We start from the raw sequence: 20,776 nt of genomic DNA, 5'->3' as shown, positions 1-20,776 counted from the left end.
TCATGATCAATGACCAGAAGCGCGGTACATTGTTATTGCGCAACAATTTGCGCCTGTAGCATAACTACAACATTCGCACTGCCCACCCGTCTGGAAGTGAGTGATTTCACATATTAATTTTTTTGAAGAGTGCGCCAGGAATTAACTTAATTATCATCATGATTAATACCCAGAATCCCGGGGCGTAGAGGACGTCAACTTTTCGGTCGGTACCTTTTACAATGCGTTGGGCCACCTGCTCAGGCTTGGCCAGCAGTGCAGCAGGTAATGATAGACCTTGAGTCATCGGTGTATCGACAAACCCGGGCCTGATGTCGATGACATGTACACCGACTTTGTACAGCCGTGCTCGTAGACCTTCGCAAAAGGTGGAAACCGCAGCCTTGGCGGTACCGTATAAGTAGTTGGACGGACGACCGCGGTCGCCAGCTACCGAGGAAATCACAGCCAAGGTGCCACAACGCTGGGTTTCAAATTGGTTGGCCAGCAGCGTTAGCAGGGCGATCACCGACGTACCATTGTTGGCAAATTCCTGGAGCGCTACGCCGACGTCCTGCTCGCAGACTTTTTGATTGGGCAATGTGCCGTGCGCAATGAGCGCAATATCGATTTGCTGTAAGGTCGCTAGGCAACTGTCGAGCATTGCGCCGTGTGCTACAAAGTCGGTGGCATCCATGCAGTGAAGTGTTACTGATTTGGCGCCTCGACCTTTCAGGTCGGCTGCGGTTTGTTCTAGTTTTTCGAGGTTACGGGCCACGAGAAAAAATTCGCTGCCTTGTTCGGCCCATAGACGTGCACAGGCAGCGGCAATGGCCGATGTTGCACCAATAATTAGAATTCGTTTCATGCAGTAACTCGTTTCCAGAAGTGGGAATTCAGAGAGGGATCACGCAGTGCTTCCAGTCGTTCCCATGCGGGGTATGCTTTGCGGAAATCGCCGCCGGTCATGTGGGCATCCTTGGCCGGATACAGGCGACCACCACTCTCGCGAACGATGGCATCCAGCCTTGCAAACAGCCGCACCAAGTCAGCCTTCTGCGGAAAGTCCAAGGCTAGAGAGGTGCCGGGGAGAGGGAAGGACAGCAGGCCTGGCGAGGCGATGTTGCCACAGCGTTTGAGCACGGCGAGAAACGAGCCTTGGCCAGAGTCTGCAATGGCTTCCAGCAACTCGTGCATGACTACCTCGGCCACTGCGTCGGGTATCACGCACTGGTATTGCTGGAAACCTCGGCGCCCGTAGATACGGTTCCAGTGCAGTATCCGATCCAGCGGATAAAAGAAGGGCTCGTAGTCACCGCGTTTGCATGTGCTCTGGGCAGGATGCACCCTCCAATACATATCATTGAAGGCTCGCAATGACAGGTTGTTGATTAGAGACACTGGCGGTGTCAGCGGCATGCTCAACTTCGCTCGCTCGTCCACTTCCAGTGAACCATAACGTGCGTGGTCACCTACGATGAATACGCCCCGCCCGGTCTGAGTGCCTTTTGCCAGGCAGTCGATCCAGGCGACACTGTATTCATGCTGGTGATCGAGTTCGGCGGACAGGCTGAAGAATTCGCCCAGATTGCCGAAACGCACTACGGTGCTGTCGATCTGGCTGGTGCGAATGGGGATAAGCTGAATTTCTGCCCACACGATAATCCCAGTCAGACCTAAACCTCCAATAGTAGAGGTGTAAAATTCGGGATGCTCGGTAGGAGAGCAGGTCAGCACTCCTTCATTATGGCGCAATAAACCCAAACGCCGCACATGGTTGCCAAAGGTGCCGCGCAGGTGATGGTTCTTGCCATGGACATCGTTAGCGATGGCCCCGCCGAGGGTGGCAAACTGGGTGCCAGGTGTGACTGACAGGAACCAGCCCTGCGGGATGGAAATTGCCAGGATCTCGGCGAGGGTTACACCGGCCTCTGCTTGTACGGTTCCCTGCTGCCAATCAACCTGGATGAAGCGATTAAGAGCTCGCATGTGCAACACTTGATCGCTCGCGGCTAGGCAGCTGTCTCCATAACTACGTCCGTTGCCATACGGCAGGGTGCTCCCGTGCGTGGCGGCCACCGCATCGCGCAGAGACTCGACTTCGCTACGCCAGCTACAAGCGTGTGCAGTCTGCGGGGCATAGGGATAGCATCCCCAAGAGTGCAGCGGACGACTCATGCTGCTACCCAGAACACCAGCCCAAACAAAGCGCCAACGACCAGACTGCTGCGGTCGCGGATGGCGAACACTACAGGGTCATCATGCATTTGCCCGCGATGAGTGAGCATCCACACTCGAGTGATCCAGAACAAGAGCAGCGGGCAGGCTAGCCAGATCACCTGTGGGTGGGCATAAAGCCCGGTTGTAGCCTGATCATGGATGTATAGAGCCAAGACCATTACGGCTAGATAACCGGAAGACGCGCCCAGCGAGGAAATCATTTCCAGGTCGGCGGGATAGTAGCCTCGCCCACGGGTTTTCCCGGTATCGCCCTTGCGCCTTGCTTCGCGCAGCTCCGCGTAGCGCTTAACTAGTGCGAGGCTCAGGAACATGAACATCGAAAACGCCAAAATCCAGAATGTCAGTTCCAAGCCGAATGCTGCCGCGCCAGCTATGATGCGCAGGGTATAAAGCGCAGCCAGGGCGATCACATCGATAGCCATCTGTCGTTTCAATGACAGCGAATAGGCGAGAGTTAATATGTAGTATGCAATGAGGGTTCCGGAAAACTCCCAAGGCAGAAGCCATGCAGCCCCGGAAAAAGCGCCAACCAATAATACGGGAAAGAGCTGTAGCCCGGACTTGATCGACAATCGTCCAGCGGCAAATGGACGATGTCGTTTGGAGTGATGATGCCGGTCATCGGCGAGATCCAACAAGTCATTAAGTAGATAGACGCTAGAGGCACATAGTCCAAAAAACAGAAAGGCCAATACTCCCTGCCATAGGAGCATGGGGTTGGTCAGTTGATGCGCCGCCATTAGAGGCACGAAAATCAGCGCATTCTTCATCCACTGGTGCAGCCGCAACGCCTTCAACCAGTCCTTCGCCCTGGAAGGATTGGAGTGAATCACCTGTTCGACATTGCCCTGTGCCCGAGCGCCACGCTCAACACCGGATTCCGGATTGACCACATAAGCCTTCCGGGCAACCGCCCAAACTGGGACGTCGTCATGAGAGTTACCCACGTAATCAAAGCCCTGCTCACTATAGTGCTCGACCAACAGATCGCGTTTACGATGGGCCGACAGGTTTCGCTTGCTGTCAGAGGCTAGCACCAGGTCAAACAATTGAAGATGTTCAGCAATGCGTTCGGCCAGGCTGTAATGGCTGGCTGTCGCCAGCACTACGGTCCGACCGGTACGCCGCTCGACTTCAATTAGTTCAATGACTGCAGGATCGAAAGGCAGGACACTGACGTCAATATGGGTGGCATGGGCGAGGCCTTCCTTTAAAGCCACCTTGCCTTTGGTCAACCAAATAAAGGGTTTAAACAGGCTCAATGGCTTATGCCGAACAAAAGCCATACCTGTTTCCAGCAGCAGATCGGAGCGCAGCAGGGTACCGTCGAGATCGACAATAAGCGGAATAGTGGGAGATGTAATTTGGACAGTCACAAGAGCTCTTCCTGAATATTGGCGACTCAAACAAAAACAAAATAAGATCAGGAAAACAACGGAGATCTTAGCAAAGGCTACTAAAAGGCCGTCAGGCTTTAATTTGCGCGAAATGGTACCACGGTTGACACATGGATTCACGGGAAGTGGCTAATAAATTGACTGACAGGGCATGCGGTGATGAGGGTGATCACAGAGTCGTAACGCAGCCGATCCCTGACCTGGTCAACTTGATTCGATCCCCGCACAAAGAGTGAGGTGCGTCAGTAACCCCCGAGAATCATCCATTTTTCACCGTTCTCTCCGTAGATCACTCCGCTCGCCTTGGAGTCGATTCCGGGCACCGATCCGCTTCTCGCAATTGCTGAATTTGATCTTTCCGCCCCGCCGCGCAAGGTCAGAGGCATTCGCTCGCAACTCCGGTTTACAACAGGAAGGCGAACGCTCGGCGCGGTTGGACGATTACACCCGCGCTCGACAGGTCCTACGCGAAGCCGTCAGTGGCTACATCCCCCGATGGCGATATCGTTGACTGAATCTACCAGCAACTTCGACTCGAGCCCTGATTGTTTCACATCCTGTAACGGACACATTTTTGACAGGTATTTGACCCCGTACTTTTCGTCTTTCTGAATCGCCCTCGTAATCTAGTGAAAATCCTTTATTGGGAGCGCAACGGGTTTTGCCTTTGGCTTAAGCGCCTGGAGTCTGAATGGTTCAAAACCTCGCCCGACATCACGGATGAGGTGATCGTGCTGACCGTACAAGAGCTGAACGTATCGTAAGCGCTCCATTAACCCCATATTTTAAAGGTTGGGATCTATGGCTATCTTGGAATTTTCGGCGTGTAGTTCCGCGGCAGCAAGGCTTCGAAGTCTTTGTCACGGTAAACGGGAAGCACATCTGGCGGTAGGTGTACTTCGTGGATTGCATACGAATAAACGACGGCGTCTCTCAGCAGCGCCGGGCGCGACCTGTGCCACGATAGTGTGAGCTCCTCGAAGCTCGCAATACCGAGACCTGCCGGATCCGAAGCGACAGGCGACGAGCGATCCAAGGCTCAGGAACTCCTACGCTCCTGACCTCCCCGACACGCTTTATCGCAACGACGTCTTGGCAGAGCAGCACAAGCGCCTTCAAAAGCGGCGCGCTCCAGTTAGCATCTGGAAGGTGCAAAGGCTGATTGAGCTGCAAGAGGACCAAGTAGCGTTGTATCATCCTCACCGCGTCATCAATGATGGCACGGGAATACGTGTGATCCAGTCCTCCAGCGAAGACATTTGCCCAGGCCTGACGAAGCGCCGGGTATTACCCTGCGCGACCAATGAGCTGTTGCAAGAATAGAAATTTCTTATCATCTGTAATTAAAATCAGGGCGGAAATACATGCTGCACAAGGATAATAACTTGAACTTGTTACGGTTGGTTGCCGCGCTGATGGTTCTATATGCACATTCATTCGATATTTACGGTAATACTCCGGAGATTTTTATCGGTATTGATTCCTATGGTGGGCTCGGGATCGCAATATTTTTTATAATTAGTGGTTATTTGATTTCGAAAAGTTGGAGTTTTGATCCTTCGGTCATTAGCTTTTTAGTTAAACGATCGCTGCGAATATTTCCAGCCCTGATTGTTGTTGTGGTGCTAACTTCGTTTCTTCTTGGTCCGGTTTTTTCGACGTTGACAGTCAAGCAGTATTTCTCGGATCTGGCATTTATTATGTACTTGAAGAACATAATTTTAAGTCCGGTATTTTATTTGCCGGGCGTGCTGGAGCACTCCAGAGTTGCCAATGTGATCAATGGTCCTCTATGGAGTTTGCCTATTGAATTTTTCATGTATTTGGTCGTGGTGGCGCTTGGGCTTCTATTCAAAGGCGGTCGTCTTGCATACACAGTTACCGCAGCATTGTTTGCGCTGATTGTAGTTTTTTGGTGCTGGCGAGATGCGCCTTTGCTGGTGGTTCACGGTACTGATGTAAGAAACATTCCGTTAATAGGCATCTATTTCATGATTGGGGCATGTTATGCGAAGTGGGGGCTCGAACGGTGGTTCAGTCTCTCCGGCGTAACTGTCATGGTGATGATTACCCTTCTTCTGGCTCCGTATTTATCGTTTTCGAAAGCCCTGTTATGGCTTACGTTACCGTATGTCGTTTTGGCATATGGACTTTCCAAAAGTTGGTTGGGGAGTTTGGTTAATAAAATGGGTGACTGCTCTTACGGTGTTTATATCTATGCTTTTCCGGTTCAGCAGTTTGTTTTGCTAAAATTCCCTGGTATTGCCTATTCAACCTATCTTGTTGTTACAGTGGTCATTACTCTGATTTTGGGATACAGCTCTTGGCATTTGGTAGAGAAAAGGGTTCTCAAATTCAAGCCAAAAAATAAAGTCAGGTCTGTATCGAATGGTGTTGATGCCTATTCGGCGTTCAATCCTGTTGTGGGTGAAAAGCTCAATTCAGGGGCTTGAGCAAGTGTATGTATTTATGATGTAACAGTCACTCAGGTCACCTATGAAGAGCTAAAGGGGGCTGCCGCGACAGCGCAGACGCCTGACGATCCTACCCCCCCCAGGGTTTCATAATGCCCGGTTTATGGATCAGCTACTTCGTAACAGATCCATAAACTCCGCCCACCGCAAGGTGAGGCCTTGGTTTACCTTGGCATTACCGGTGAGCAGTTCCACGGCAACAACGCTTCGTAGTCTTCTACCGTGGATGCATGCGGCAACCGCTCAAGTACGTGGCGCTGCCACGTATAGGGCTCTTGGCCGTTGACCTTGGTGGTCTCGACCAAGTTGTAAATCTGGGCACTGGCGGTGGCGGTGGCGCCTTTGGGCGTATCGCTGAACCGCAATGCCTTGCGCCCTATGACAAACAGTTTTATTGCGCGCTCGGCTCTGTTGTAGTCGATCGGTAAAAAAACTGCCTCCACGTAACGCTCCAGCCGGCTCCAGATGCTTGCCAGATAATTAACGGCCTTGCCCAGTGCGCTTTGCGAAGTGACCTGCCAATCCCATTGGTCCTGCGCCTAATACGGCGATTCGCTGTCCCATCATTAAAATTCCAGCACAATATTGCTATAAGTTGGATTATTAAATGTTTCGTCTATGGCGATGGCAAAGGGGGTGTAGGGAACCCCAAAGATTGAAGGCCAGTCGATGACTTCAAACTCATCTTTTGTACTCAGGGCCGCTAACTGTTGCGTTGTAAAGGGCGGGTTTTTATCAACGAGTGCCCACATCCAAAGCAAGGCATAAAAAAGTGTATAGGGTATTTTCACGATTTTTGTTTTCGAGTGAGTCACTCGTTTTATTTCGCGGATGATATCAATGTAATCAATTTTTTCATGTCCGGAAATATTGAAAATACCTTGTTTTTCTTGCTGCTCGATACAATTGATAATGATGTTGGAGAAGTCACCGGCGTAAAGAGGCTGGCGCATAAACTTACCGTCGCCGGGGATTGGGTACACTGGCGTTTTTTTCATGAAGCGGGCAAGCCAGCCGAGGTGCTTGCGGTCAAACCAGCCATACATAAGGGTGGGTCGAAGAATCGGGCAGGAAATATTGCTGGCTAATACCAATTCTTCTTGTTCACGCTTTGTTTGCGTATAGAAGTCGTCGGCTTTAGATTCCAGTACAGACGAGCTAATGTGAACAAGGTGCATGTTCGGATTGGCTTTTATCAAGTCCAGTATTAGGCGTGTTGAAATCACATTGTTTTGTACGAATTCTTGATAGATATTGCCATTGTCGAGCACCACGATGTCAGTGTATCCGCGGCTTTTTAAACGTGCCACCAAATTTTGCCCGACCAAACCTGCTCCGCCTGGAAGAATTATTTTCATTTTGGCTCTCCATTTAAGCCCAGCATGCTTAAGTTGGATCTTCGTTTCAGGCAGTAATTGATGCAGCTAGAAAAGCCAAAACTGAGAAAGATACTTACTATGGGCAACAGTGCAAGCATTTCCTTGGATCGAACAGTCAGTAGCATCAACGAAGAACTAACCAGTAATGCTGTAGACAATACTAACAAGCTTGCCTGAAAGGCTTTTCTGATGTTTTGTGTTTTACATATAGCGATACATGAGACGAACGCCAGCAAGGCATAGACCCAAGGTGGCGGAGTCAGGAAATTCATCCAACCAAAAAACACCATGCCTTGGTATTGTGCTTTCTCGGCAGGATTCCAGTACGGCATGTGTTGAGGTATAGCGTCCGGAGGAGGGGTCAGTTTAACGCTGCCATCCGCTTGAATATTGTCACCAATAATCAGATACAAGCTATTTGATTTTAAAGGTGTGAGTTGGAACGGTTTTTCGATGAAAAAAGCTAACCAACCCTTGATCAATTTCGCGATGTAGGCCGCGGGTATCGCCAGCACCGATTCTTTATACACGGCTATACTTAGGGCGTCCGTTTGCGGAAGCCCGATATAGTAATAGCCGGGAATGGCCGAAACATGAATATTAAATGTTTCAGGCAGGGGGTGCTTGGTCGTGAAATCAATCAACTCCGAGCGCGATGCATTCATCAGATAATTATATTGTGCGAGGTAGGGCGCTCTTACTTCTTTTGGTGCACCCCAATCAACATCTTGATAGGCTGCAGCCCTGAAATATTCCGGTGGTAAAATTGCGCCAAGGGCCCGCCACCTCAAACTGTTGATTCCCAGCTTGTTTGGTTCCTGAGTGATGTAGTCGTTTGGTATTGCGTCAATTAGAACCCAAGCATGATCGTAACTCAGTTGCCGTGAATTGGTCGTCGGGTAGTGAAAGGTTTCGACAAATACAAATATAATTATGGTGCTCGCCGATAGGCTGACGATGGCTGTCGCGATTTTCCAAGTCCAGTCCTTGCTGTCAAAAATTACTAACATCGCAATGACAGGGGCGATTACCAAGGAGTTGAACTTTACAAGGTAGGCAACCGTAAGAATAACTGCGGACAGTATATACAAAATTATTTTTGCATTATTTTTTACATCGAACGCCCAGAGAGCAGTCAGCAGTGCGATGGCAAGAAAGTCTCCTTGTAGCCAGTCCGGTCCGATGGAATTGACCCCACCCATGAAAAACAGACTGCCACCCCACGCTAGGCACATAAGTGTGGCTGAGATTTTACCAAATACTTTATTGCACATGAATGTGCTAATTGCGATGGCGAATACGTGGAAGTAAAAGTGAATGTGCTGTAAGTGTCGCAGCCATTTAACATTATAGATGTCTATTCCGTTGGGTACGCCAGCAAAATCGAGTGCGAAACGTGCGGCCAAAGTATATCCACTGGCGTGGATAAGATTGGATACGCTGGAGAAAATCATCTGAGCATAATTTGGATAGTCAAAGGCAGCAATGTTGATAGGGTACGTCTTCATGTAGTACAGGTTCAACAGAATGACAATGGCTAGGGCAATTAGTAATAAATGCCTTTGAAGCAGATTTCCTAGGGTATTTAAAGCTGACATTGAAGAGCCCTGTTGTCGATGAAGCTGGATGTATAAAGTTTTATCACTTGCAGTAAATCTGACTATAGATTTATCCGCTTGAATATAAAGTTTGGTAAATTTTTGATAATAAGCATTATCAGTGCCCAGAATGTTGGGGTGTACAGCGTGTTGGTTTTATTTGCACCGCTTTGACAATACTAAGTGCTACCTTTTCAGGTTGTGCTATCAGCAGGGGAGGCAGGTTGAGCCCCTTGGTCATAGGTGTTTGAACAAAACCGAGTTTGATGGTAGTCACCGAAACGCCGACTTTGAAAAGTCTTGCGCGCAAACCCTCGCAGAATGTGGAAACGGCAGCTTTTGCTGTGCCGTATAAACAGTTGGAGGGTCTGCCCCTGTCGCCAGCTACCGAAGAAATGACCGCCAATGAGCCATGTCTTTGAATTTCAAATTGATTGCCCAGCAACGTGAGTAACGCGACGACAGAAATAGCGTTGTAAGGTAAAACATTAACATATATATCGGTTGCAGAAGCCAGTTGCGACTCAAGCATAGTTTTACCTTGCGCCAGCCAACCTACCGTTTTATAGAGCTGAAATGGATGGCGACGGATAAATGCCATGCCGGTTTCTACTAATAGGTCCGAACGCAACAACGTTCCGTCGAGGTCAACCACGAGGGGGAGGGGCACGAGAACTGTCCTTGAATGCTGGACTAACAAATCAGTTTGTTAGGTCGATGGAAGCCGCAGGAGGCGATATAGTTGCTCCTGTGATGGCTAGCCAACCATCCACACTAAGTTTTGCGGGGCACGTTACCATAGAGAGGGCTTGTCGTCATGGATCCAGTGCCAATGAAACGCACCCGGATAGACCTTATGGCATAACCATAGACGGTGAGTATTTTTCATTGCGGAGTCCTTTATTCCGCTCAATAGTCTTTAACTACTGGTGCTAAGCCTCGTCATCATCGGCGGTCTGCGCCTGTGCATGCGTCAATATTTCATGGGAGACTGGTTCGCCGCCGCGCAGCATGTACCGTTCGCCAACCGGATGATCGCCTCACCAAAGTCGCCATCTACGGTGCAGGCGTAGCCGGCAATCAGCTGGTTGCAGCACTTCGCATGGGCCGAGTCTTGCGTCCCGTGGCTTTTATCGATGATGATCCGAGCATCGCGGATCGTTCGATTGCCTGGTTGCAAGTCTACAAACCCGCTGGCGGATCGATCGGCGTAGAGCGTTGTCGGCAGATCTTCTCGCTTGGCCCAACGACGCTTCTGTTGTTCGAACATAGCGAATTCAATCTATACAGCATCCTCTCGGAACTGGAGCAGCGCGCTTGTCGTAAGTCGGTTTCGGTCAAATTGTTGCCGATTCTCGGTTCCATCCGCCACCGGGACAAACTTCTGGATGTGATGAAAACCTGGGGCGTGGACGCCGTCTACCACGCTGCCGCTTATAAACACGTCCCGATGGTCGAGCGCGACAACGTGGCAGCGACCCAACATCCGATGATCATGACGATTACGCTCGCGTCCGCCAGATCCTGCGCGAAACCGTCAGCGGCTACGCCCCTGATGGCGATATCGTTGACTGAAGCTACCAGCAGCGCCGCCTCGATCCCTGATTATTTCACATCCTGTAACTGACACATTTTTGACAGGCTCCAGACATCGCCTAAGTTTGGGAGGCAGCTTCGGAAAAGCTGCTTTCTCAATCGATGTCATGGAGCTTCATTTATGCGTACTGGCTATTTCTACTCCCTGGTTTTTGCCCTGCTCACCAGCGCCTCTATTGCTGCAATAGCCGCGCCTGCGGTGAAGCCTGAGACAGGCAATGCACCTTTGGTGCAGGAAGTTTCCCCTAAAGCGCAAACAGGAAAAGTCGATCTTAATGGCGCTGATGCACCCACCCTGCAGCGTGAGCTGTCCGGTATCGGGGAAGCCAAGGCCAAGGCGATTGTTGCTTATCGTGACAGTAATGGTCCATTTTCGTCCGTTGACGAATTGCTGGAAGTGAAAGGCATCGGTAAAGCGATCCTGGATAAGAATCGCGAGAAGCTGGAAGTGAACTAAGCTTCAAGATCAACGCTGAGAGGCCGGTCATTGACCGGCTTTTTTGCATTGTGGCGTAAAGCGAGGTGGCGTGCCTTTCATCGGAGTCAGAAAAATTACGACTATCATATCGTCTTAAGATTATGCCTATAATAATTCTCCTATTTGCCGATGCGCCCAGGCGCTCATCTCTCTATCGCATCCTCAGGAGCTCGCTCATGAACACTCTCCAGACCCAAGGTACAGCCCTCGTCACCGGAGCATCCTCCGGTATCGGTGCAATTTACGCTGAGCGTTTGGCAGCTCGTGGTTTTGATTTGTTGCTGGTTGCTCGTGACGAGCAGCGGCTGGAAGCTGCGGCGAGCACGTTGCGCGCCGAGCATGGCATTAAGGTGGAGGTGCTCAAGGCAGATCTCACACAACGGGATGATGTGCTGAAGGTGGAGCAACGGCTTCGCAGTGATTCGAGTATCAGCCTGTTGCTCAACAACGCGGGCGTAGCTGCCGATGGTTTGTTGGCAAACGCAGACATGGAGCAACTGGGACGGCTGATCCAGCTGAACGTTACAACAGTCACACGTCTGGCATCGGCTGCAGCTGCCAGTTTTGCCAAGGCTGGGCGCGGCTCGATCATCAATATTGCCTCGGTGGTGGCGTTGTTTCCTGAGCGGTTCAATGCGACGTACAGCGCGAGCAAGGCTTATGTATTGAGCCTGACTCAGTCGTTGAACGCTGAGCTGCAAGGCACCGGGGTCCAAGTGCAAGCGGTATTGCCGGGAGTGACACGCACCGAGATTTTGGAGCGCTCAGGTATTGATGCGTCCCAGATTCCGGAGGACATGATCATGGACGCGGGAGAGATGGTCGACGCGGCGCTGTCGGGTCTGGATCAGGGTGAACTGATCACCATTCCTTCGTTACCGAATGTCTCCGAGTGGGAAGCTTTTATGGCGGCGCGTCATGCGATGGCGCCGAATCTGTCCAGAAGCATGGCAGCGGCGCGTTACAAGTGAGGCGCCATGAATCGACTGAGGTATTTGCGCTATGAGTAATCGTCGGGTGGTAGTCACGGGCATGGGCCTGGTGTGTCCGTTGGGGAGCGGCGTCGAAGCGGTTTGGGCGCGTATGTTGGCTGGACGCTCCGGGGTGCGGGCGTTGCCGGACGAGGTGGTTGCCGATCTGCCGGCCAAGGTCGGTGGCGTGGTGCCGACTCTGGAGGAAGATGCCGAGGCGGGTTTTGACCCGGATCGGGCGACGCCGCCCAAAGAGCAGAAGAAGATGGACCGCTTCATTGTGTTCGCCATGGAAGCGGCGCGTCAGGCCGTGGAGCAGGCCGGTTGGCAAGCGATCGACGCCAATGCCCAGGAGCGCACGGCCACTATTATCGGCTCGGGCGTGGGTGGTTTCGGCGCGATTGCCGATGCGGTGCGCACCACCGACAGCCGTGGTCCGCGACGGTTATCGCCGTTCACCATTCCTTCGTTTCTGGTCAATCTCGCCGCGGGCCATGTGTCGATCCAGCACGGTTTCAAGGGGCCTTTGGGGGCTCCGGTAACAGCGTGCGCGGCCGGGGTCCAGGCGATTGGCGACGCGGCGCGGCTGATTCGTTGCGGTGAGGCGGACATTGCGGTGTGTGGCGGCGCGGAAGCAGCGATCGATCGGGTCAGTCTCGCCGGATTTGCGGCGGCTCGGGCCCTGTCCAGCGGCTACAACGATACCCCGGAGCGCGCCTCGCGGCCGTTCGACAGTGGGCGCGATGGCTTCGTGATGGGCGAGGGTTCGGGCCTGCTGGTGATCGAATCCCTGGAACATGCCTTGGCACGCGGCGCTCAACCATTGGCCGAGCTGGTTGGTTACGGCACCAGCGCCGATGCCTATCATCTGACTGCGGGGCCGGAGGATGGCAGCGGTGCGCGTCGGGCGATGTCGCTGGCGCTGGCTCAGGCGGGCATTTCGCCGGCACAGGTGCAGCATCTCAACGCGCACGCCACCTCGACACCGGTTGGCGATTTGGGAGAGCTGGCGGCCATCAAGTCGTTGTTCGGCTCGGACAACAAGATCGCGGTGACGTCGACCAAGTCCGCCACCGGGCATCTGCTCGGCGCCGCAGGCGGAGTCGAGGCGATCTTTACCCTGTTGGCACTGCGAGATCAGGTGGTGCCGCCCACGCTCAACTTCGATAACCCGGATCCGGCCACCGAAGGCGTGGACATCGTCCACGGTCAGGCGCGACCAATGAACATCGACTACGCGATGTCCAACGGTTTCGGATTCGGCGGTGTGAACGCCAGCGTATTGTTCAAATACTGGGAGGATTAGTTCACGACAGGCAGGTGATGGCACGAATAGTGATTACTCATTCGCAGACGATTGTTGAACAATCACGAGGCGTTGAGTATGAGCAGCGGACTGTCCCTGGCCGACCACATCACATTGGAATTGCGCGCTGACATCATCGGCGGTCGTTTGCTGCCCGGCATGGCGCTGGTGGAAAACGATCTGGTGTCGGCCTACAACGCCTCGCGCAACACCATTCGCGAGGCGTTGCACCGTCTGGGGCAGGAAGGGCTGACCCGCTATGTCCGCAACAAGGGCGTGATGGTGCGCAGGCTGGGTGTCGATGATGTGCGCGATTTGTTCAAGGTTCGGCGCACCCTGGAACTGCAAGCCATCAGCGCCAGCCAACCATTGCGTGAGTATCAGTCCGACCGGATGCTCGAAGCCCTGGAGGCCACAGAACTGGCCCGGGAGCGTGAGGACTGGCGCGCCGTCGGCACCCACAGCCTGGCCTTTCATCAACACATCGTCGGATTGCTGCGCAGTCCGTTGTTCGATGAGTTCTTCACCAACGTTGTCGCGCAACTGCGCCTGGTGTTTTGCACCGCTCCCGATGAATCATGTTTTCAGGCGCCCTGGCTGGCGCGTGACCGGCAGATACATGAGTTGCTGGCCGACGGCGACAAACGCGCGGCTGCGGACGCCATGAGCCGTTATCTCGACGATTCCGAACACCTCCTGTTGCAGATGCTTGCCCCTTCTTCCCATCACTGATCGAGGATTTTGTGCCATGTACAAAGACTATCCGGCGGCCTATCAAGTCAGCAAAGGCTCGGCCTTGCAGGTGGACACAGCCTTCTATGAACGGATCCGCGACCAGAAAGAGGGGCGCACGCTGATCGAGCAGTTCGAAGTGCCGATCCGTACCGGTCGCGCCTGGAATGTGCCGGCCGGGCATGTGTTCAGGGTCACGACCCCGGTCGGCCCGCAAGTCGGGGATTTCAACGTCTGGAATGCCCACGATCCGCGCGAGCGCTTGTGGGCGGCGCGGACCCGGCAGTTGCAGGGCGCCCATGTCAGCACCCATGACCGGCTCTGGTCGAACCTGCCATTTTTACGGCCGCTGGTGACCATTACCGACGACAGCCTGGCCGGTTATGGCATCGACGAACACGGCGGGCGTTTGCACGATTTGCTGGGAACGCGCTGCGATCCTTACGTGAACAAAATGCTTACCGGCGAAGACTTCCATCATCACTGCCACTCCAACCTGACTCGCGCCGTATTGCCCCATGGCCTGACCGAGTTCGATGTGCATGACGTGTTGAACATTTTCCAGTGCACCGGCCTGAACCACGACGACCTGTATTTCATGAAAGCCTGCCCGGCGCAGAAGGGCGACTATCTGGAGTTCTTTGCCGAGATTGATCTTTTGTGTGCGCTATCGACCTGCCCGGGTGGCGATCTGTCGCTGGCCATGTGGGGGCCGGATGCGCAGGATCCGTTGAGCGTCTGTCGCCCGCTGGGAGTAGAAATTTACCGGTTGGAGGATTCGTTGCTTGAAGGCTGGAGCCAGCCGGAGCGTGCGGCTTACAAGGGATTGCATGGCTTGCACATTGCCAAGGCGGCTTGGGAAAAGTGAAGGGTTTTTGTGGCGAGGGGGCTTGCCCCCTCACCACAATTTCGGTCAGCGGTCCTGCGCATCCTTGGCATCCGCTTCCGCGTTGCGTTCGGCGACGCGCTTACGTTGCTCTTCAGTCAATTCGACCTTGTTGGCGGTGTCACGCAGCATCATCAAACCGCCAACGATCGAGCCGATGGCAACGATCAGAATCAACCAGGCATACCAGGGCATAGGAGTTCTCCTTAAGGGCAGGCCGGTGGACAAGGGTTTTGCCAACCGATCCTGCATACCACTTTTGAGCGATGGAATTTCGCAGTGGTTCCATTCTATGCCTGATCCGACAGCAGCACTGCGGCTGTTTAGAGCCCGGTCAACATCGCATCCGCCGGCGCATCGGCACGCAGTTGCGCGGTCAGCATGAAGTACACGAAACCCACTGCCATGAAGCCGAGGAAGATCAACCCGATCAAGGTGTTGAACCAGGCCATCGCCACCAGGCAAACCACCGCCAACACCAGCGCAATGAATGGCAGCAACGGGTAGCAAGGCGCGCGGAAAGTGCGTTCCAGGTTCGGTTCGGTTTTGCGCAGTTTGAACAGGCTGAGCATGCTCATGATGTACATCACGATCGCACCGAATACCGCCATGGTGATCATTGCCGCCGTCAGCGTCATGCCGCCGAGGTTGATCAAGCCGTCACTGTAGATCGCCGCGATGCCGATCACGCCACCGGCGATGATTGCCCGGTGCGGGGTCTGGAAACGCGACAGTTTGGCCAGCGATGCCGGCAAGTAACCGGCCCGGGCGAGGGCGAAGAACTGCCGCGAGTAGCCGAGGATGATCCCGTGGAAACTCGCCACCAGGCCGAACAGGCCGATCCACACCAGCATGTGCAACCAGCTGGAGCTTTCGCCAACCACGGCTTTCATCGCTTGCGGCAGCGGATCGTTGATGTTCGACAGGGTGCGCCAGTCGCCGACACCCCCGGCAAAGAACATCACGCCCATCGCCAGCAGCACCAGGGTCAGGATGCCGCTGATGTAGGCCTTTGGAATCGTGCGTTTCGGATCCTTGGCTTCTTCGGCGGCCATGGCCGCGCCTTCGATGGCCAGGAAGAACCAGATGGCGAACGGGATCGCCGCGAACATCCCGGCAATCGCCGGCGCACCGAACACATCAGAGCCGGCCCAGCCGTTGAGGGCGAAGTTGCTGAAACTGAACGCCGGGGCGACCACGCCCATGAACACGATGTACGCCCCGACCGCTGCGTGTTTCGGGTCCAGGGCGGGAAACTGCACGTTCAGATAGGCGCCGATCGCCAAGGCAATCGTCGGTGGCGCGAAGACGAATTCGATCAGCGTCGCCAACCCGGCAATCAACCCACCTTTCTCGCCAAAGGCACGGCGGCTGTAGGCAAAGGGACCGCCGGCATGGGGAATCGCGGTGGTCAGCTCGGTGAAACTGAAGATGAATGCTATTCACCTAAGAGTCTTGAGTCAGTGAGTAACCCGTGGCGAGGGAGCTTGCTCCCGCTTGAATGCGTAGCGCTCACAAAAATCGGCGATTGTTATCAGGTTTTTGGGGCCGCTGCGCAGCCCAACGCGAGCAAGCTCGCTCGCCACAAAGGTAGGCATGACTGAAGAATCGCGCTTAAGTGAACAGCGTTACTCTTTACACATTCTTTATGCCCCGCCGCACCCCTCGATCTCGCGCCTTTACAGCCTCCCTGCCGACAATCACTCCACACGCGGCAATACGCCGTAACACGGAGAACTTCCATGAGCGTTCTGGACGGAGTGTCACTGCTATTGGCAGTGGGGCTGTTCATTTATCTGTTGGTTGCGCTGTTGCGCGCGGACCGGAACTAGGAGCGGCTATGCACAGTTATGACTATTGGCTGATCCTCGCCTTCTTCGCCGTGGTGCTGATTCCGGCACCGTTTCTGGGGCGCTTCTACTACAAGGTGATGGAAGGGCAGCGTACCTGGCTTTCGCCGATTCTCGGCCCGGTGGAGCGTGGCTGCTATCGGGTGGCCGGTGTCGATCCGCAGGCCGAACAGAGTTGGCAGAAATACACCCTGGCCTTGCTCGCCTTCAACCTCGCGGGCTTTTTACTGTTGTTCGCGATCCTGATGTTCCAGGATCACTTGCCACTGAACCCGCAAAACCTGCCTGGCCAGGAGTGGACGCTGGCGTTCAATACCGCTGTCAGCTTCATGACCAATACCAACTGGCAGTCCTACAGTGGCGAAGCATCCCTGAGCTACTTGAGCCAGATGGTTGGTCTCACCGTGCAGAACTTCGTCAGCGCCGCCACCGGCCTGGCGGTTCTGGTTGCACTGTGTCGCGGCATCGGTCGCAAGTCGACCAAGACCTTGGGCAACTTCTGGGTCGACATGACCCGCGCCACCCTCTACGGCCTGCTGCCTCTGTGCTTGCTGCTGGCGCTGTATCTGGTGTGGCAGGGCGTGCCGCAAACCTTCGCGCAGTATGTGAATGCCGTGACGATGCAAGGCGTCGATCAGGTGATCCCGCTCGGCCCGGCCGCCAGCCAGATTGCGATCAAGCAACTGGGCACCAACGGCGGTGGCTTCTTCGGCGTCAACTCGGCACATCCGTTCGAGAATCCGACGGCGTGGAGCAACCTGTTCGAAGTCGCCTCGATCATTCTGATCCCGGTGGCGCTGGTGTTCACCTTCGGCCATTACGTCAAAGACCTGCGTCAGAGCCGCGCGATCATCGCCTGCATGCTGGCGCTGTTTTTGATCGGCGGCGCGACTTCGCTGTGGGCTGAATACCAACCCAATCCGACCCTGGCCAACGTCGCCGTCGAACAGACCGCGCCGCTGGAAGGCAAGGAAGCGCGTTTCGGCACCACCGCCACCGTGCTGTGGTCGGTGACCACTACCGCAGCGTCCAACGGTTCGGTCAACGGCATGCACGACAGCCTCAACCCGCTGAGTGGCATGGTCGCGATGGTCAACATGATGGTCGGCGAAGTGATATTCGGCGGCGTCGGTGCCGGGCTCTACGGCATGTTGCTCAACGTATTGATCGCGGTGTTCCTCGCCGGCCTGATGATCGGCCGTACGCCGGAATACCTCGGCAAGAAACTGCAAGCCCGGGAAGTTCAGCTGCTGGTGGTGACCTTGCTGGTGATGCCGGTCGGCGTGCTGGTGCTCGGCGCGATTGCCGCCAGCCTGCCAGGCCCGGTGGCGGCGGTGAGCAACCCCGGCGCTCACGGCTTCAGCCAGTTGCTCTACGCCTACACCTCGGCCAGTGCCAACAACGGTTCTGCCTTCGGCGGCTTTGGTGCCAACACCGCGTTCCACAACCTGATGCTGGGGCTGGGCATGTTGATCGGGCGCTTCGGTTACATCCTTCCGGTGCTGGCCCTGGCCGGCAGCCTGGCGATGAAGAAAACCGCGCCGATTGGCCAGAACAGCTTCCCCACCCATGGCCCGCTGTTCGTGACCTTGCTGACCGTGACCATTTTGCTGGTGGGTGGTTTGACCTTCTTGCCGACACTGGCGCTGGGTCCTATCGCTGAACACTTGAGCATGGGCTTCTGAGGATCTAATGATGAATATGCCCGTTACCAAAACCGTCGCCGCCAAAGCGCCGGAACAACCGAAAACTGCGATCTCGGCCCTCTGGCGCCCGGCGTTGGTGCAAGCGTTCGTCAAGCTCGACCCACGGCAATTGCAGCGTGCGCCGGTGATGCTGGTGGTGGAACTGACCGCCATCCTCACCACCGTGTTGTGCTTCATTCCCGACAGCGCCGTGCCGACCTTCGTCGCCGCGCAAATCGCGTTGTGGTTGTGGTTCACCGTACTGTTCGCCAACTTCGCCGAAGCGTTGGCCGAAGGTCGCGGCAAGGCCCGCGCCGACAGTCTCAAGGCCGGCAGTGTTGGCTTGAGCGCCCGGCGCAAAAGTGCCAATGGCAGCTTTCAGGTAGTGCCCGCCAGTAGCCTGCGCAAGGGCGACGTGGTGCGCGTCGAAGCGGGGGAGATGATTCCCGGCGACGGCGAGGTGATCGAAGGCATCGCGGCGGTCAACGAAGCGGCGATTACCGGTGAATCGGCGCCCGTGATTCGCGAGTCCGGCGGCGACCGTTCGGCCGTCACCGGCAACACTCGACTGGTGTCGGACTGGCTGCTGGTGCGCATCACCGCCAACCCCGGCGAGTCGACCCTCGACCGCATGATCGCGCTGGTCGAGGGCGCCAAACGCCAGAAAACCCCGAACGAAGTCGCGCTGGATATCCTGCTGATCGGCCTGACCCTGATCTTCCTGCTGGTGGTGGTGACCCTGCAACCGTTCGCCCACTTCGCCAACGGCAACCTGCCGCTGGTGTTCCTGGTGGCGCTGTTGGTCACGCTGATTCCGACCACCATTGGTGGCTTGCTGTCGGCCATCGGTATCGCCGGGATGGACCGTCTGGTGCGCCTGAACGTGATCGCCAAATCCGGTCGCGCCGTGGAAGCGGCGGGGGACGTGCACGTCCTGCTGCTGGACAAGACCGGCACCATCACCTTCGGCAACCGTCGCTGCAGCGCGGTTTATGCCGCACTAGGCGTCAGCGCCAAGGAACTGGCCGAAGGCGCGTTGTTCGCCTCTCTGGCCGATGACACCGCTGAAGGCAAATCCATCGTCGAGTACCTGCGCGGTCTTCACTCGCACCCCGAACCGTCCCCCGAAGTACTGACCGCCGTGCCGTTCAGCGCTGAAACCCGCCTGTCCGGTGTCGACTATCAGGGCCGGGTCTATCGCAAGGGCGCGGTGGATTCGCTGCTGAATTTCGTCGGCCTGAAACGCGCTGATCTGGCTCCCGCTCTGTCCCGGGAAATCGACAAGATCGCCCAGAGCGGTGGTACGCCTCTGCTGGTGTGCGCCGACGGCAAATTGCTCGGTGTGATTCATCTGAAGGACGTGGTCAAACCCGGCATCCGCGAACGTTTCGCCGAACTGCGCAAGCTGGGGATTCGCACGGTCATGGTTACCGGCGACAACCCGCTGACCGCCGCCGCGATTGCTGCCGAAGCGGGCGTGGATGACGTACTGGCCGAAGCCACGCCGGAGAAGAAACTGGCGCGCATTCGCCATGAGCAGAACGACGGTCGGCTGGTTGCCATGTGCGGCGACGGCGCCAACGACGCCCCGGCCCTGGCTCAGGCGGACGTGGGCATGGCGATGAACGACGGCACGCAAGCTGCGCGGGAAGCGGCGAACATGGTCGACCTCGACAGCGACCCGACCAAGCTGTTGGACGTGGTGCAGATCGGCAAGGAATTGCTGGTGACCCGTGGTGCGCTGACTACCTTTTCCATCGCCAACGACGTGGCCAAATACTTCGCGATCCTGCCGGCGCTGTTCGCCTCGATCTACCCGCAATTGGGTGTGCTCAACGTCATGCACCTGCGCAGTCCGCAGAGCGCGATTCTGTCGGCGATCGTGTTCAACGCCCTGATCATTGTGGTGCTGATTCCACTGGCGCTGCGCGGTGTGCGAGTGCAGGCGGCGAGTGCGGCGGCGTTGTTGCGACGCAATCTGCTGATCTATGGACTGGGCGGGATTCTGGTGCCGTTCGTGGGCATCAAGGCGATCGACATGCTGTTGACGGCGTTGCATCTGGTTTAGCGGTTGTTGTTTGAGGCAGGGGCTTTTGTGGCGAGGGAGCTTTTGTGGTGAGGGGGCTTGCCCCCGTTGGACTGCGTAGCAGTCCTGAAACCAGCCAACTCGTTGGGCCAGACAGCTCGCGGTTGCCGTATTGGGG

15 protein-coding genes and 5 pseudogenes are annotated in these 20,776 nt (G+C 55.3%); 11 read left to right on the top strand and 9 right to left on the bottom strand.

The annotated features are described in order from the left end of the window. Nucleotides 1-106: 106 nt before the first annotated feature. Genes AC1DIS_RS05620 through AC1DIS_RS05610 form a run of 3 tightly spaced genes read right to left on the bottom strand, consistent with a single transcriptional unit; the run spans nucleotide 107 to nucleotide 3,596 of the window. The gene (locus AC1DIS_RS05620; RefSeq protein WP_477743454.1) at nucleotides 107-847 is read right to left on the bottom strand and encodes an SDR family oxidoreductase; all 741 of its coding nucleotides are present in this window, start codon (nucleotides 845-847) and stop codon (nucleotides 107-109) included. Beyond that, nucleotides 844-2,157 (bottom strand): FAD-binding oxidoreductase, encoded by a 1,314-nt coding sequence (locus tag AC1DIS_RS05615; protein ID WP_086944647.1) that lies wholly within the window; start codon nucleotides 2,155-2,157, stop codon nucleotides 844-846. Before AC1DIS_RS05615 ends, AC1DIS_RS05620 begins: the two co-directional genes overlap by 4 nt. After that, complete coding sequence (locus tag AC1DIS_RS05610; protein ID WP_310397277.1) at nucleotides 2,154-3,596, bottom strand: UbiA family prenyltransferase; 1,443 nt, start codon at nucleotides 3,594-3,596, stop codon at nucleotides 2,154-2,156. Before AC1DIS_RS05610 ends, AC1DIS_RS05615 begins: the two co-directional genes overlap by 4 nt. 614 nt (nucleotides 3,597-4,210) lie before the next feature. Here AC1DIS_RS05610 and tnpB point away from each other — a divergent pair. Then, nucleotides 4,211-4,381, top strand: a pseudogene (tnpB, locus tag AC1DIS_RS05605) (IS66 family insertion sequence element accessory protein TnpB); the annotation flags it as partial. A 600-nt stretch (nucleotides 4,382-4,981) separates the two neighbouring features. Then, entirely contained in the window at nucleotides 4,982-6,070 is a 1,089-nt protein-coding gene (locus AC1DIS_RS05600; protein WP_477743453.1) for an acyltransferase family protein, read from the top strand. A gap of 185 nt (nucleotides 6,071-6,255) precedes the next feature. Here AC1DIS_RS05600 and AC1DIS_RS05595 read toward each other — a convergent pair. The 4 genes and pseudogenes from AC1DIS_RS05595 to AC1DIS_RS05580 all read right to left on the bottom strand — a co-directional run. Then, nucleotides 6,256-6,609, bottom strand: a pseudogene (locus AC1DIS_RS05595) (IS66 family transposase); the annotation flags it as partial. A 48-nt stretch (nucleotides 6,610-6,657) separates the two neighbouring features. Further along, on the bottom strand, nucleotides 6,658-7,449 hold the full coding sequence (locus AC1DIS_RS05590; protein ID WP_477780796.1) for an NAD-dependent epimerase/dehydratase family protein: 792 nt from the start codon (nucleotides 7,447-7,449) through the stop codon (nucleotides 6,658-6,660). After that, a complete protein-coding gene (locus tag AC1DIS_RS05585; protein WP_477743452.1) occupies nucleotides 7,446-9,068 on the bottom strand; it encodes a hypothetical protein in 1,623 nt (540 codons plus the stop codon). The genes AC1DIS_RS05590 and AC1DIS_RS05585 overlap by 4 nt, the downstream gene beginning before the upstream one ends. A gap of 62 nt (nucleotides 9,069-9,130) precedes the next feature. After that, nucleotides 9,131-9,543, bottom strand: a pseudogene (locus AC1DIS_RS05580) (SDR family NAD(P)-dependent oxidoreductase); the annotation flags it as partial. A gap of 431 nt (nucleotides 9,544-9,974) precedes the next feature. On the opposite strand from AC1DIS_RS05580, the pseudogene AC1DIS_RS05575 reads away from it, so the two are divergent. The 6 genes and pseudogenes from AC1DIS_RS05575 to AC1DIS_RS05550 all read left to right on the top strand — a co-directional run. Beyond that, a pseudogene (locus AC1DIS_RS05575) lies at nucleotides 9,975-10,587 on the top strand (nucleoside-diphosphate sugar epimerase/dehydratase); the annotation flags it as partial. A 198-nt stretch (nucleotides 10,588-10,785) separates the two neighbouring features. Further along, nucleotides 10,786-11,121: a ComEA family DNA-binding protein gene (locus tag AC1DIS_RS05570; protein WP_064616688.1), complete on the top strand. Its 336-nt coding sequence runs from the start codon at nucleotides 10,786-10,788 to the stop codon at nucleotides 11,119-11,121. 197 nt (nucleotides 11,122-11,318) lie between these two features. Further along, the gene (locus AC1DIS_RS05565) at nucleotides 11,319-12,113 is read left to right on the top strand and encodes an SDR family NAD(P)-dependent oxidoreductase (RefSeq protein ID WP_477743451.1); all 795 of its coding nucleotides are present in this window, start codon (nucleotides 11,319-11,321) and stop codon (nucleotides 12,111-12,113) included. Nucleotides 12,114-12,144: 31 nt separating this feature from the next. Beyond that, complete coding sequence (gene fabF / locus AC1DIS_RS05560) at nucleotides 12,145-13,419, top strand: beta-ketoacyl-ACP synthase II (RefSeq protein ID WP_477748768.1); 1,275 nt, start codon at nucleotides 12,145-12,147, stop codon at nucleotides 13,417-13,419. A 78-nt stretch (nucleotides 13,420-13,497) separates the two neighbouring features. Beyond that, entirely contained in the window at nucleotides 13,498-14,151 is a 654-nt protein-coding gene (locus AC1DIS_RS05555) for a GntR family transcriptional regulator (protein ID WP_477743450.1), read from the top strand. Nucleotides 14,152-14,167: 16 nt separating this feature from the next. Next, the gene (locus AC1DIS_RS05550) at nucleotides 14,168-15,019 is read left to right on the top strand and encodes an urea carboxylase-associated family protein (RefSeq protein WP_064616696.1); all 852 of its coding nucleotides are present in this window, start codon (nucleotides 14,168-14,170) and stop codon (nucleotides 15,017-15,019) included. Nucleotides 15,020-15,064: 45 nt separating this feature from the next. Here AC1DIS_RS05550 and AC1DIS_RS05545 read toward each other — a convergent pair whose 3' ends face one another. Together AC1DIS_RS05545 and AC1DIS_RS05540 are read right to left on the bottom strand one after the other, a co-directional pair. Beyond that, nucleotides 15,065-15,232 carry a DUF2897 family protein gene (locus AC1DIS_RS05545; RefSeq protein WP_008006000.1) on the bottom strand — a complete coding sequence of 56 codons (168 nt, stop codon included), beginning with the start codon at nucleotides 15,230-15,232 and terminating at the stop codon, nucleotides 15,065-15,067. Nucleotides 15,233-15,360: 128 nt separating this feature from the next. After that, nucleotides 15,361-16,473 (bottom strand): annotated as a pseudogene (locus AC1DIS_RS05540) (amino acid permease); the annotation flags it as partial. 306 nt (nucleotides 16,474-16,779) lie between these two features. Here AC1DIS_RS05540 and kdpF point away from each other — a divergent pair. Genes kdpF through kdpB form a run of 3 tightly spaced genes read left to right on the top strand, consistent with a single transcriptional unit; the run spans nucleotide 16,780 to nucleotide 20,640 of the window. Then, nucleotides 16,780-16,869 (top strand): K(+)-transporting ATPase subunit F, encoded by a 90-nt coding sequence (gene kdpF / locus AC1DIS_RS05535; protein ID WP_007899818.1) that lies wholly within the window; start codon nucleotides 16,780-16,782, stop codon nucleotides 16,867-16,869. An 8-nt stretch (nucleotides 16,870-16,877) separates the two neighbouring features. Further along, nucleotides 16,878-18,572 carry a potassium-transporting ATPase subunit KdpA gene (kdpA, locus tag AC1DIS_RS05530; RefSeq protein ID WP_018929817.1) on the top strand — a complete coding sequence of 565 codons (1,695 nt, stop codon included), beginning with the start codon at nucleotides 16,878-16,880 and terminating at the stop codon, nucleotides 18,570-18,572. Between the two features lie 10 nt (nucleotides 18,573-18,582). Further along, nucleotides 18,583-20,640 carry a potassium-transporting ATPase subunit KdpB gene (gene kdpB / locus AC1DIS_RS05525; protein ID WP_477743449.1) on the top strand — a complete coding sequence of 686 codons (2,058 nt, stop codon included), beginning with the start codon at nucleotides 18,583-18,585 and terminating at the stop codon, nucleotides 20,638-20,640. The last annotated feature ends 136 nt before the right edge of the window (nucleotides 20,641-20,776 follow it).

It is taken from the genome of Pseudomonas sp. 05N433, assembly GCF_056396925.1.
Note: the sequence above shows the minus strand (reverse complement) of the source record. Positions and strands in the feature narration are given on the sequence as shown.